Genomic DNA, 13,279 nt, shown 5'->3' on the forward strand with positions numbered 1-13,279 from the left:
GCAATCCACGGCGCTAAACCTGCGACACACCACTAGGTGCGAAGTGCCCGCTAGATACCATCGGTTTCCCATGGCCCAGCGTCGAGCCGACCTAGAGGAGTTTTTCCACCCTGAGGGGGTGGCGGTGATCGGCGGGGTCGACCGCAGCCAGACCGAGGCTGCGCTGCGGGGGGCGATGGACGCCCGGTGGGGGGAAGGAAACTGGCATTTGGTCAACCCCAAGGGCGGCTCCGTCGGATCGGTGCCCGTTCACGAGTCAGTGGCCGACGTGCCCGTGCCGGTGGCGTTGGCGGTGATCTCCACCCCGCCTGCGGTGTGCGCCTCGGTGGTGGACGAGTGCGGCGCGGCCGGGATCCGCTACGCCTTGGTGTTCTCCTCGGGATTTAGTGAAGTAGGCCCCGAAGGGGCCGCGCTGGAGGCCGAGCTGGGGGAGGCGGGCCGGCGCAACAACATCCGCATCTTCGGTCCCAACACCAACACCAACGCGTTTGAGCCGGTGCCCGAGGTGCCCAATCTGCGGGGCGGCAAGATCGGGGTGGTAACCCAGTCGGGCCACAACGGCCGGCCCATCGTGCAGGGCGTTCACTTTGGCATCGGGTTCAGCCGCCAGGTGCCCTGCGGCAACGAGGTGGACCTGGAGGTGAGCGACTTCATCGAGTACTTCGCCTACGACAAAGACACCGCGGTGATCGCCGGCTACATCGAGGGTTTCCGGTCGGCCGACAAGCTGCGCACCGCGCTGGAGGCCGCCAATGCCCAGCACAAGCCGGTGGTGCTGTTGAAGATCGGGGCCACCGACGCCGGATCGCGTATGGCGTCGTCTCACACCGGGCACCTCACTGGGTCGGACGCGGTGATCGACGGTCTGTTCGAGCAATACGGGGTCGTGAGGGTACGCGACCTCGACGAGCTGCTGGAGACCGCCGCCCTGTTCGCCAAGCTGGGTCCCGATGTGGCCGAAGGCGCGGGGCTCTATTCCATCTCCGGGGGCTCGAGCACGCTGATGGCCGAGGCTGCCGAGCTGGCCGGGGTGGCGGCGCCTCCGCTGGCCGAGGGGACTCAGGAGAAGCTGCACCGGCATATTCCCCGCTATCTGTCGGTGTCCAATCCCGTGGACAACGGGGGCACGTTCATCACCACCCAGCCCGCCGAGATCCGCCGTCAGGTGATCCACGACATCAACAACGATCCGGCGGTGGGCTACACGGTGATCGGAATCACCGGGGCGGTGCCGTCGATGACCGACCCCCTGGGGGAGGACATCGCAGCACTGGTAGACCAGGTGGACAAACCCCTCATTGCCACCTGGAACTCCTTCAAGGTGGACGAGGTAGGGTTCGACCGGCTGGTGGAATCCGGGATTCCGCTGTTCCGCTCGTTTCGGGGCTGTTTTGCCGCACTGGCCGCCTACCACCACTACCAGCGTCGGCGGGCCGATTTCCGGGTGCGCCCGCCACTGTCCGATGCCCTTTCCAGAGAGGCTGAGGCGGCCCTCAAGCTCACCCCGCCCAATGCCGACGTGGTGCTGCGGGCGTTCGGGTTGCCGCTGGTGGCCAGCGAGGTGGCCGCGACGGCTGAGGATGCCAGCGCGGCCGCGGAGCGTATCGGCCTCCCGGTGGCGGTGAAGATCGCCTCGGCCGATTTCCCCCACAAGTCCGACGCCAGACTGGTGGTGCTGGGGGTAGACACCCTCGACGACGTGGAACAGACCGCCCAGTCGATACTGGTCCGGGCTCAGGCCTCTGCCCCGAACGCCTCCATTGACGGGGTAGAGATACAGCAAATGGTGTCAGGCGGCACCGAAATGATCGTGGGCGTGACCCGCGATCCCACGCTCGGCCCAGCGGTCATGGTGGGCACCGGCGGGGTGTTCGCCGAAGTGCTGGCCGACACCGCCGTGCGCCCGCTGCCCCTTGACGGGGCCGATGCCTACGAGATGATCAAGTCTCTAAAGGGCTTTCCCCTGCTAGACGGGGCCCGCGGCCGCCCCCCCGCCGATGTGGACGCCCTGGTAGAGGTGATCATGTCCACCGCCGCCCTGGCTGCCGCCCTCGGCGACCGCCTAACCGAACTCGACCTCAACCCGGTCGTGGTTCTCGACCGCGGCCAGGGCGCAGTCGTCGTCGATCACCTCATGATCTTGGCCGACGGCCAACTGACCGATCGTTAGCTGAGCTCTGCGAGCAGCTGGCGCAGGGCGGCGGCGTCAAGGTCGCCAAGACCTTCTTCGGCTGCGGCATGGTAGAGGGGAATAGCGGCGTCGAGCAGGGGAGTGGGCGAGTCCAGACTCCGGGCGTAGTCAGCGATGATGCTGGCGTCTTTTAAGATGATGGCCAGGCGAGCCGATGGCGGCTCATAGGTGCCCGTCGCCATCATCGGGCCCCGGATTTCGAACATTGCCGATGAGCCCACGCCGGCCGCTATTACCTCTTGGACCAGTTCGGGATTCAGCCCGCAGGCACTGCCCAATTGGTGGGCCTCAGCGGCGGCCAGAGTGTGAATCGCTACGAGCAGGTTGGCCACGTACTTGATCTTTGAGCCGTTGCCGAAGGGGCCGAGGTAGAACGTCTGTTTTCCGATGAGGTCGAAGATCGGCGCTACCCGTTCGTGGGAGCTTTCCTCACCGCTGGAATACACCACCAGGGTGGCATCGGCGGCCTGGAGGCCGGTTCCGCTGACAGGAGCGTCAACCAAATCGACGTGGTTCTCAGCCAGGAGGGCCTGGGCCGCTTCTTTGTCGGCCAGCGGCAGCGTTCCCATCTCGACGGCAACCGTCCGAGGCGTGGCACTGGCGGCGAGCTCGGCCGCGACTTGCGCCAGCGCCTTAGATGACGGGAGGGACAAGAGAATGATCTGGGCTTGCCTGGCGACGTCGGCCACCGAGTCGGCGACCGATCCGGCGAACTCGGCCGATCGAGCGGGATCGATGTCGAACCCGACAACCTGGTGGCCACCGGCGAGAATGTGGCGAGACATGGCCGATCCCATGACACCGAGTCCGATGATCCCGACTGGGGCCTTTTCGTTCATATCGGTCAGTCCTTGGCCAGGGCCACGCGGCCGGCGTCGCCGTCGAGCATGCCCAAGCGGGGGCCGGACTTGACGATGTGGGCGATGGGGCAGTTGATGACCGCGGGAACCGTCAGCGATCGGGCGACTTCGAACAGGTGGGCGGTGGGCGCTCCCCCGACGGTCACGATACCAGCCGCATCCCACAGGAGGGGAGAGAAGTTCTGAAGCGGATACTGGGTGACGATGATGTCACGGGGCTGCACATGACCAGTCTGCTTGGAGCTGTCGAGCCACACCATTCGGCCGGCACCCACACCCCCGACGCTGGGCTCGCCTTCGTGGACATCCCCTTGGAGAGCCAGCACCCCGGCCAATACCGGCTCCCAGCGGCCCATCCCGCGTCGTGGAGGAGCAACATCGGTGCTCATGAGGTACTCGACCATGCCCAACAGCCTGCTGGCCAGAACCGGGTCGACTGGTTGCAGATCCCGTAGCGCGTCGATGGATTCGTTGGGACGGTCGCTTCGCATTCGCCGGAGCACGAACTCGGCCTGTGCTAAAGCCTGCTTGGCGGGCTTTCCCCATGCTTGAGCGGTCAGCGTTGCCGCGATCTCCCGGGCCTCCTCGAGCACCGCGTCTCGGTTGCCCGTCTGGATGTACGCCGCCGCCTCGAGTTCGGCGGGGGCAGCTGACATCCAGCCGAGAACCAGTTCGTCGCCGAGCGAACCCGGGTAGCGATGCGTCAGTCGCACGAACTCGAGTGCGAAGGGATGGGCCAGTGCCGCGGGCACCACCATTGCCTCCTCGACCTCGTGCACGGCCGAACGTTGAACCTGCAACAAGAGGGGGGCGCTTTCCACGATCGCCCACTCGATGAGGTTGGAGCCCAGCGTTTCCTTCGCCCGCAACGCCAGTTCCGCGATGGCCAGGGTTTGGTCTTCCCCCATCAAGTCAACGCATTCGTCTCCTCTAAGGGTGCCTTCCTCGTAGACCGCCCGGACACCGGGCACCCAGCCGGCCATCAAGTCCCGCGGCGACCCCTTCACCGCGTTGACGGTCACCGCGCCGGCAGCATCGACTATGGCCGCCCCGCCATAGTCGGGTTGCACCTCAGGCTGAACCAAGACACCCATTGGTGCACTCCCCGGCTCCAACTCAGATGCCTCGAATCGCTCCAGCACTTCGATGGCGAAGCTGGTCGCCCAAACGCTCTTGGCGGCTTGGCCGATCTCACCGGGCTGGACTTCGGGAACCGAGGTGAACGCCCCCGACCATTCGCCCTCGCCCTCGAGCACGCTGGAGGATCGGACGATGAAGGGCGGCTGGAGTTCGGTGGCGAACTGCTTGACCTCTTCAATCAGCGAGTCGGGCAACTGATGTCCAATGATGGCCATCCTCGACCCTCCGGTACCTCGGGATTCAAGCACCTCGACTGCTCGGCCGAGGGCTTCTTCGGAGCACGCCGGTGGGATTACAAAACCGTCGAGCACCGGAAAACCCGCGGCGCGAGCGCGGGCAAGGCCAGCTCCCTTGGCACCGCCAATGGCAACGTCAGCAGCCGATGGATCGTCGAGACCGCGGACTCGAAAGCGGTCTGCGGTCATCCGGCGCGGATGATCTCGTGACTCTTGTAAGTGGACAACATCTCGATGCCGGTGTCGGTAACGGTCAGCATTTCTTCGAGCCGGACCCCGAATTCATGGAGCTTGCCGTGCTGGGTTTCGAGGGCGAAAACCATGCCGGGTTGGATCTCCTGGGGATGGTCGAGCGACCAGATCCTAGAGATAACCGGTTGGTCGTATTGGGCCAAGCCAAGGCCATGGCCCCACAGGTTGGCGGCGGCCTCGTCTTCCTCCTCGTAGCCCCAGATCTCCTTGGCCGACGGCCAGACGGAGGCGATGTCAGCGGTGGTGACCCCGGGCCGGACTAGTTCGATCGAATCCCAGAGCCACTTGGAGGCCAGGTCGTAGTACTGCTGATGCTCGTCGGTAGGCTCACCGCCCACGCAGTAGGTCCGGTAGACGCACGACTTGAACCCGTTCCAGGTCAGCGCGGCGAGATCGATGATTACGATGTCGCCCGGACGAATAATCCGGTCGCCGTGATTGCGCCAGTTTGGCCAGGCGTTCGGCCCCGAAGAGACGATGACGTCTTCCACGTTTTCCATGCCCGGGAAGTTGTAGAGGTACTCCATGGTGAATGCGGTGACCTCGTTTTCGGTGATTCCGGGCTTCAGCCACTGGGTCAGTTCATAGTGGGTCACGTCGCAGATCGAACCGACCATCTGCAATGCCTTCTGCTCATTCGGGCTTTTGATGGCCCGGGCTTCCATCATGGGGGTCATGCCGTCAACCCAGTTAAGGCCCCGCTCTTCGAAGGCGCGGATCATATTGAGGTCCATGAAGTCCACGCCTAGGGGCTGATCGGAAACGCCTGCGTCCTCCAGATCATTCATCAGAGCGTTGGTGAATTTGTCGACCTGTGCGGTGGAAGCCGGTCCGGCGGCGCCCTTTATCCAGGCGTATGAGTATCGGACGTTCTCCTTGGGGATCCAGGGCGAGTGCTCGCGGATGTGGTAGCCGATGTCGCCCTGTTCATAGAGAATCGGCTCTTTGCCCTCGGTGAGCACGGCGTAGCGCAGACCGGGCTTGAGCTGGTTCCAACCGGGGGTCATTGTGGAGGTGACATAGCGGATGTTCTCGTCGTACATCAGCAGCATCGCCCCGAGGCCATGGCGGCGCATGGCTTCTCGAGCCCTTCGCAAGCGCCATTCGCGGACCTCTTGCCAATTGATGCCTTCGCGCCAATCGGTGGCGAGTACGCCGAATGCTTCCTTCATGTTTGCTCCATTCAATTCAGCTCCATCAACACCTTAAGTGTCGATGGATCTTGTGTCGCGTCAAGGGCGTGGTTGACTTCATCCAGGCCAAATCGGGACGAGATGAGCGGGACGCCATTGATGACTCCACTGGCCACCAAGGCGATTGCCTGCTCGTAGTCTGCCATCGTGGCTCCCCGTGGGTTTCGCAGTGTCAGCTCCTTGTAGTAGAGCTGATAGTAGGGCAGTCCATCCCCGATCCCGGTGGTGGTGCCAAAGAACACGACGGTGGCCGCTGAGCCGGCAAGTTCGATGGCCTGGGAAAAGGTCTGCACCGTGCCCACCGCCTCGAAGACCACGTCAGATCCTCGACCGCCGGTGAGCTCAGCCACCACTTGAGCCGCTTGTTCAGGAGCGGCCGCAGCCGTTGCGCCCAGTTGGAGCGCAAGCTCTCGCTTCCACTCAGACCGGGTGACGCCAATGACTTGTGCTCCCTTGGCCGCTAGAAGCTGGGCGATGAGCTGGCCAGACACCCCAAGGCCGAGGACCACGGCGGTATCGCCGGGCGAAACCGGGGCTTTGGATACAGCGTGGACACAGGTGCCCAATACCTGTACCACCCCGGACGCTTCGGAGGACACTCCATCGGGGACGGCGAGCAATTGCCGTTCCGGAATTGCCGCATAGTCGGAGAACAACCCGTCGAGCTCTCGGCCCAGCAGTCCACCGTTGGGACAGAGATTGGGATACCCACGGCGACACAGATCGCAGTGTTCGCAGAACAATCCAGGATTGATAAGGACTCGTTGACCTGCTTCGAAATCCGCGGTGGGTCCGGCGACTTCGATAGTGCCGATTCCCTCATGGCCCATCACACGGGGCATCTCGACCGGGATCTTGCCAGCCACGATGCTCAAATCGGTACCGCACAATCCGAGAGTCTCCATCCGGATGACAGCCGCATCTCCAGATTCGGGCGTCGGCACATCAAGGACCTCGACGATCCCAGGCTCGATGAGTTGTGCGGCCCGCATCTGCTGAGACTAGCCCCCTGCCGAGGCTGCCTTGCTTGGGGCTATTCTTGTTCTTCGACCTCGACCGACGAAGGCGCTCTCAGTTCTCATGCCTCGACTCACCAAACTCGACCACGGATCAATATGCGTTGGCGACATCGACGAGGCGGTCAGCTTTTACCGCGATGTGCTCGGTCTACCCCAAATCCCCCGACCCGATTTCGGCTTCCCTGGAGCCTGGTTCGACGCCGGCGGCACCCCCGTGCACCTGACCACCGACGGCACCTTGAGAGGCACCGATTCTCCGGTCAGGGCGAATGAGAGCCACCTGGCCTTTCGAGTCGACGATGTCGAGGCAATGGTGGAGCACCTAGACGGGCACGGAGTCTCAGTCTGGGAGCTCCCGGATTCGCCGGCCGCACTACGCCAGGTTTTCTTCAATGACCCCTGGGGCAACATGATCGAAATGATCGTGTACTGACCAACCTCAGTACATCACCAGTCCAGCGGTCACGTTGACGTCGTCCCCGGTGATCCCCGCGGACTCATCGGAGGCCAAAAAGGCGACGGTTCGGGCCACGTCTACGGCGGTGACCAGCCGCCTCAGCGGCGTCATCTGCTCGGCGGCCGAACGGACGGCAGCCACGGGGCGGTCTTGCTGGGCTGATTGTTGCTGAAAAACCCATTCGATCCGCTCGCCTTCCACAAAGCCAGGCGAGACGAGGTTGACCCGAATATGGTGGGGTCCAGCCTCCACCGCCAGCGTGCGAGTGAGTCCGATGAGTGCCGCCTTGCTGGCAGCATAGGCAGTTCGGTTCAGCAGCGGGCGCTTGCCGGTGATCGAGCCGATGTTGATGATCGAACCGGACCGGCGCTCGATCATCGAGGGCAGCATGGCCTGGCAGCACAAGAAAACTCCGGTCACGTTCACCGCGAAGGTCTGCTCCCAATCGGCAGGCTGCACTTCCCACAGCGGCGCTGAAGGACCGCCGATCCCGCTGTTGTTCACCAACACGTCGATGCGGCCCCACCTAGACAAGACCTGGCTGGCGAGCGAGGCCACCGCGTCGGGGTTGGAGACATCGGTTTCAACCACTTGGGCTTGGCCACCGGCGGCTTCGATCAGGCTGGCCACTTCCTCGAGCGCTCCGACCGAGCGAGCGGCCAACACCATGCTGCCCCCCTCCTGCGCGCATGTAAGAGCGATCTCCCGGCCGATTCCCTGGCTCGCGCCGGTGACAACGACGACCTTCCTGTCGAGCTTCATGGGGCACCTGCTTTCGGTCGGGCACTTTGGATGTACTGATATCGTCGTACATCGCCAGCCACGATGCATTGCATCGGGGACCGATCGCCATCTAAGAGCCATCAAACCGAGAGGTGCGGAGCGACTATGGCCGAGACCCTCAAGGACGCCACCGCCAAGGGCTCACATGGCGCAGACCCTGAACTCGCCGAGCAGGTGGCAAAGATCATCCAAGACATCGAAGATCGCGGTGCTGAAGCCGTCCGGCAGTATTCGGCAGACTTCGACGGGTGGTCGCCGGAGTCGTTCCAGCTCTCTGCTGAAGACATCGAGAGGGTCATATCCGGCGTCGACCCGGCAATTCTCGACGACATCAGGTTCGCCCAGACCCAGATCAGAAACTTCGCCCAAGCCCAGCTTGGTTCGCTCTCCGATGTGGAAGTCGAGACCTTGCCGGGGGTAACGCTCGGGCACAAGAACATCCCAGTGGCCAATGTGGGCGCCTATGTGCCGGGCGGGCGCTATCCCATGGTCGCCTCCGCCCATATGAGTGTGGTCACTGCCAAAGTGGCGGGTGCGCCCCGGGTGGCCGCCTGCACACCGCCGATCCAGGGCTCGGTACCGGCCGAGACCATTGCGGCCATGCACCTGGGGGGCGCCGACGAGATCTATCTGCTGGGCGGTGTTCAAGCCGTGGCGGCCATGGCTCTGGGGGCCGAGTTCATCGCGCCGGTCGACATGCTCGTTGGCCCGGGCAACGCGTTCGTGGCCGAGGCCAAGCGGCAGCTGTACGGACGAGTGGGGATCGATCTGCTGGCCGGGCCGACCGAGACTCTGCTGTTGACCGACGACTCGGTCGACGCCGAGATGTGCGCCACCGATCTCCTCGGCCAAGCCGAGCACGGACCGACCAGCCCGGCGGTGTTGCTGACAACCTCCCGCGAGCTCGGGCAGGCGACGATGGAGGAGGTGGAGCGGCAGCTTGAGACACTGCCAACGGCAGACGTGGCGTCCAAGGCCTGGGCCGACTACGGAAGGGTGATCCTCTGCGCCGACCGCGCCGAGATGCTCCAAATGGCCAACGAGCTTGCGTTCGAGCACGTGCAGGTGATGACCTCTGACGACGACTTCTTCTTGGAAGGCCTGACCAACTACGGAGCCGTCTTCCTCGGCCCCATGACCAACGTGTCCTACGGCGACAAGGTCATCGGCACCAATCACACACTGCCCACCCAGTCGGCCGCCCGCTACACCGGAGGACTCTGGGTTGGAAAGTTCATCAAGACCGTGACCTATCAGCGGGTGACCAACCCCGCGTCAAGCGTGGCCATCGGCGAGTACTGCTCCCGGCTGTGCGCCATAGAGAACTTCGCCGGCCATCAAGCCCAAGCCGATCTGCGCGTACGCCGCTACCGCGACTAATCCGAATGCCGACATGACGTTCGATCTTGCTGTCCGGGGCGGGACGGTGGTGACCGCTACCGGCCGGTTGCGGGCCGATGTGTACGTACAAGACGGCCGCGTAGCGGCAGTCCTCGACCCGAACTCACCCGAATCCGCCGATGCGGTGCTTGAAGCCGACGGGCGATTCGTGCTCCCCGGGATGGTCGACACCCATGTGCATCTGATGGAGCCGGGTGATTCGACCCGAGAGGACTTCCCGACCGGGACACGGGCCGCTGCTCGTCGGGGCGTCACCACCATCGTGGAGCACACCCACGGCTGGCCGCTCACCGACGCCGGGCGATTCCAGGAGAAGCGGCACCACCTGCGGGATCGGTCGTATGTGGACTACGCGTTCGCGGCCCACGTATTCCCCGAGCATGCCGGCGAGATCGGCAGTCTTTGGGAGGCCGGGGTGACCTTCTTCAAGATCTTCACCTGCGCCACCCACGGGATTCCGGCCGTCACGCCTGAGATCCTGCTGGAGGTGTTCGAGGAGCTGGCCAGCCTCGACGCCGCCTGCCTGGTTCACTGCGAAGACGATGTGATGACCGCCCGCAACGAGCGCCGCCTCAAAGCCGAAGGCCGCATCGATCCTGGGGTCATCCCCGAATGGCGGTCGCGGGAAGCGGAATTGGCGGCGGTGGGGTCGGCGGCGCTGCTGGCCAAGGTCACCGGTGTTCGGGCCACCGTGGCCCACGCCAGCAGCGCAGATGTCGTGGATCTGATCCAGCGGGAGCGGGCCACAGGGTCACCGATCGTGGCGGAAACCTGCCCCCAATACCTCTACATCTTCGAGTCGGAGATCCACGAGCACGGGCCGTTCCGAAAATTCACGCCGCCGGCGCGGATCCGATCGGCCGAAGACCAAGACCGGATGTGGAACGCCTTCAACGATGGTTCAATCAGCCACCTTTCAACTGATCATGCCCCTTCGACCGAGGCGCAAAAGAGGGAGGGCACCATCTGGGAGTGCCATTTCGGCCTGCCAGGACTAGACACCACCGTGCCCCTCATGGTGGATGCCGCCCTGAAGGGTCGCACATCGCTGGAGCGGCTGGTCGAGGCCTATGCCCAGCGTCCCGCCGCGCAGTATCGACTGCACGGCAAAGGCCGAGTAGAGGTCGGCTACGACGCCGACCTCGTCATCCTCGATCCCGATGCCACTTGGGAGATTACCAACGAAGATGTGGTCTCTCGGGCCGGATGGACGCCATACGCCGGTCGCGACGTGCGGGGTTGCGTGGAGACGGTATTGCTGCGCGGCCGAGTCATTGAAGACGGCGCCCCGCCCCAGGGCCGATTCATTCCGGGTCCGGGCAGCTAGTCGCTTTTCCCATCACATAGGGTTCGGTCTTGTCCTAGGAGAATGTGGTCAGGGGGACCGGGAATGGCTCAACAGGCGCCGACGATCGACGTTCACTGCCATTTGGCCACGCCGTCGGCTGGTGAGCTGCTCAGCCCCCACGGGCGGCCTCAAGACGAGCCCTATATCTACTTCATGGGCCAGGAATCCCTTGACCAGAACAAGGTCATGATTCCCAAGATCTTCGATGCGCTGACGAAGCCCGATGCCCGGATCGAGCACATGGATGCGACGGGAGTCGACATTCAGGGCCTGTCCACGTTCGTCTCCGAGTACGGATATTGGGCGCCGCCTTCCGTGGGAGCTGAAGCCGCTCGACTCCAAAACGACAACTTGGCTCAGGCGGTGTCCGATCGGCCGTCTCGGTTCGCGGCGTTCGGCGCCACCGTGCCCCTCCAAGACATCGACTTGGCCATCGCCGAAATGGACCGGGCGGTTGACGAACTGGGCTTCAAGGGGTTGCAGATCGGCGGCACCATCGCGGGCCGCAACCTCGACGAATCGGGCTTTCGGCCGTTTTGGCAGGCAGTGGCGGCCAAGGGAGTCCCGGTCATATTGCACCCGAATGGGTACGAGGAGAGCCACCGATTCGGCGAGTACTTCATGACCAACTGCATCGGCAACCCTCTCGAGACCATGGTGGCCGCCAACCGCATGATCTTCTCGGGGCTGTTCGAGGAGCTTCCCGACCTCAAGCTGGTTCTAGTGCACGGGGGCGGCTACCTGCCGTTTTACGCATCGCGTTCCGACCACACATGGGAGGTGCGCCCCGAGACCCGGGTGAACATTCCCGACCACCCACCCAGCCACTACATGAAGCGCCTCCTCTACGACACGATGGTCTTCCAGCCGCTCTACCTCCGCCACCTCGTCGAGGTGGTGGGCAGCGACCGGGTGATGGCCGGTACCGACTTCCCCTTCGACATGGGCGAGCCCGACCCCATGGGGCTAATCGACCGGACCGATGGGTTGACCGATGCCGACCGGGTTGCCATGAAGGGCGGCAACGCGGCAAGGGTCTTTGGAGAGTCATAGCAACAGCCTTTCCTCGTATTCGACTCTGGAGAGGACACGGGGTTCCCCCTCGGTGATCAGCACCATGTCCTCGATTCTCACCCCGCCACCGCCGGGAATGTCGGGCACCCACACAAGGGGCTCGACCGCGAAAACCATGTTGGGCTCGAATGGGTACACGGTGGCACCAGGCATGTTCTCGCCGATGTAGGGCGGCTCGTTGGCACCCATGCCTATGCCGTGGCCGATGAACAGGCTGAACAGGTGATCTTTGAGGCCATGGCCGCCAATCGTCTCCACTATGGCGTCGGCTGCGTCCTGGTTGGTGAACTCCGGCCTCATCTTGTCGATGCCCGCCATGAGGCCCTCATATACGGCCGTATAGATCTCCTGTTGGCGCCGGGATGGCCTCCCGATGATCGTGGTCCGACCGATGTCGGCGAAATACCCGTTCCACATGGCGCCGATGTCGATGAAGCAGAGGTCCATGTTCCGGGTGAGCTTGTCGGTGGCCAGCCGATGTGGCGGCGACATGTGCTCGCCGGAGGCGACGAACGGGGTGATGACGTGGGCCATCTCGCCCCCGAGATAGAACAGCGTCTGCATGGCGTCGCCGGCGATCTCGAGCTCGCGCCGACCGGCTCGGGTCTCGTCAAGCGCCCGTTGGGTGACCGCGTCGCCGATGGCGCATGCCTCTTCGATGATGTCGATCTCGACGTCGGACTTGATTAGTCGAGCTCGCTGCATGAGCTGGTCGCCATCGACTAGCTCCAGATGAGGGAGATGGCTTCGGAGGGCTTCGATGAACGAGATGTTGGCGGCGTCGAGACCCAGCCGACCGCTGTCGAGCCCTCGGTTGCGCAAGATGGGCCGGAGGATGTCCTTCACAAAGCCGTCCACCAGCTCGGCTTGCTCCATGATGGGGATGGCGTGCGCTTCGCCGATCCACGGCATGCCCAGCCGCGCCTTGTCGATCTCACCGCCCGAGCACAAAAGCACCGGATCATGGTCGGGCTGGAGCAAGGCACCGTTCAGGGCGGTGGTCTTACCGGCGATGAGCTGTGCCCGCAACGAGGTCAGATACCGGACGTTTTCGTCCTTCCAGACCAACAGACCATCGACGCCCTGGTTGCGCAATTGGCTCTGCGCGGCCTCGACGCGCTCGATCCGCAGTCGAGACATGTCGTATCGGTCTTCCCAGTCGACTGCGAATGGCCCTTTTGCGTAGCCCGCCATCAGTTCTCCGATCAGGGATGGGGGAGTGACACAGCCTACAGAGACGGGCGATTGCGTCGCCCCCGTCATCGGAGTGCATCGCCATTGCCGGCCACTTATCCTTTGCCAGACCAGTCACCGAGCATTGCCGG

The 13,279-nt window shown here is 63.9% G+C and carries 11 protein-coding genes; 5 read left to right on the forward strand and 6 right to left on the reverse strand.

Translation table 11 applies throughout. The annotated features are described in order from the left end of the window. Window positions 1-70: 70 nt before the first annotated feature. Window positions 71-2,170, forward strand: coding sequence for an acetate--CoA ligase family protein (locus ACOOGG_RS16295; protein ID WP_420436944.1), 2,100 nt, complete (start codon window positions 71-73; stop codon window positions 2,168-2,170). On the opposite strand, the gene ACOOGG_RS16300 is transcribed toward ACOOGG_RS16295, so the two are convergent. From ACOOGG_RS16300 to ACOOGG_RS16315, 4 genes are read right to left on the reverse strand one after another with little or no spacing between them, the layout of a single operon-like run. Beyond that, complete coding sequence (locus ACOOGG_RS16300) at window positions 2,167-3,030, reverse strand: NAD(P)-dependent oxidoreductase (RefSeq protein WP_420436946.1); 864 nt, start codon at window positions 3,028-3,030, stop codon at window positions 2,167-2,169. The genes ACOOGG_RS16295 and ACOOGG_RS16300 overlap by 4 nt on opposite strands. A gap of 5 nt (window positions 3,031-3,035) precedes the next feature. Next, window positions 3,036-4,616 (reverse strand): PEP-utilizing enzyme, encoded by a 1,581-nt coding sequence (locus ACOOGG_RS16305; RefSeq protein WP_420436948.1) that lies wholly within the window; start codon window positions 4,614-4,616, stop codon window positions 3,036-3,038. Further along, on the reverse strand, window positions 4,613-5,851 hold the full coding sequence (locus ACOOGG_RS16310) for a M24 family metallopeptidase (protein WP_420436950.1): 1,239 nt from the start codon (window positions 5,849-5,851) through the stop codon (window positions 4,613-4,615). Before ACOOGG_RS16310 ends, ACOOGG_RS16305 begins: the two co-directional genes overlap by 4 nt. 11 nt (window positions 5,852-5,862) lie before the next feature. Beyond that, window positions 5,863-6,864 carry a zinc-dependent alcohol dehydrogenase gene (locus tag ACOOGG_RS16315; RefSeq protein ID WP_420436952.1) on the reverse strand — a complete coding sequence of 334 codons (1,002 nt, stop codon included), beginning with the start codon at window positions 6,862-6,864 and terminating at the stop codon, window positions 5,863-5,865. A gap of 88 nt (window positions 6,865-6,952) precedes the next feature. On the opposite strand from ACOOGG_RS16315, the gene ACOOGG_RS16320 reads away from it, so the two are divergent. Then, window positions 6,953-7,324 (forward strand): VOC family protein, encoded by a 372-nt coding sequence (locus tag ACOOGG_RS16320; protein ID WP_420436954.1) that lies wholly within the window; start codon window positions 6,953-6,955, stop codon window positions 7,322-7,324. Between the two features lie 6 nt (window positions 7,325-7,330). On the opposite strand, the gene ACOOGG_RS16325 is transcribed toward ACOOGG_RS16320, so the two are convergent. Then, window positions 7,331-8,110, reverse strand: coding sequence for an SDR family NAD(P)-dependent oxidoreductase (locus ACOOGG_RS16325; RefSeq protein WP_420436956.1), 780 nt, complete (start codon window positions 8,108-8,110; stop codon window positions 7,331-7,333). Between the two features lie 126 nt (window positions 8,111-8,236). On the opposite strand from ACOOGG_RS16325, the gene hisD reads away from it, so the two are divergent. The 3 genes from hisD (at window position 8,237) to ACOOGG_RS16340 (ending at window position 11,933) form a co-directional block, all read left to right on the forward strand. After that, window positions 8,237-9,511, forward strand: a complete 1,275-nt coding sequence (gene hisD / locus ACOOGG_RS16330; RefSeq protein ID WP_420436958.1) for a histidinol dehydrogenase — start codon at window positions 8,237-8,239, stop codon at window positions 9,509-9,511. A gap of 13 nt (window positions 9,512-9,524) precedes the next feature. Continuing rightward, on the forward strand, window positions 9,525-10,859 hold the full coding sequence (locus tag ACOOGG_RS16335; protein WP_420436960.1) for a dihydroorotase: 1,335 nt from the start codon (window positions 9,525-9,527) through the stop codon (window positions 10,857-10,859). Window positions 10,860-10,922: 63 nt separating this feature from the next. Beyond that, entirely contained in the window at window positions 10,923-11,933 is a 1,011-nt protein-coding gene (locus ACOOGG_RS16340; RefSeq protein WP_420436962.1) for an amidohydrolase family protein, read from the forward strand. On the opposite strand, the gene ACOOGG_RS16345 is transcribed toward ACOOGG_RS16340, so the two are convergent. Continuing rightward, complete coding sequence (locus ACOOGG_RS16345; RefSeq protein ID WP_420436964.1) at window positions 11,928-13,148, reverse strand: M24 family metallopeptidase; 1,221 nt, start codon at window positions 13,146-13,148, stop codon at window positions 11,928-11,930. The two genes, ACOOGG_RS16340 and ACOOGG_RS16345, sit on opposite strands and share 6 nt — an antisense overlap. Between the last annotated feature and the right edge of the window lie 131 nt (window positions 13,149-13,279).

The organism is Candidatus Poriferisocius sp. (genome assembly GCF_965214065.1).
Lineage (GTDB): Bacteria > Actinomycetota > Acidimicrobiia > Acidimicrobiales > Bin134 > Poriferisocius.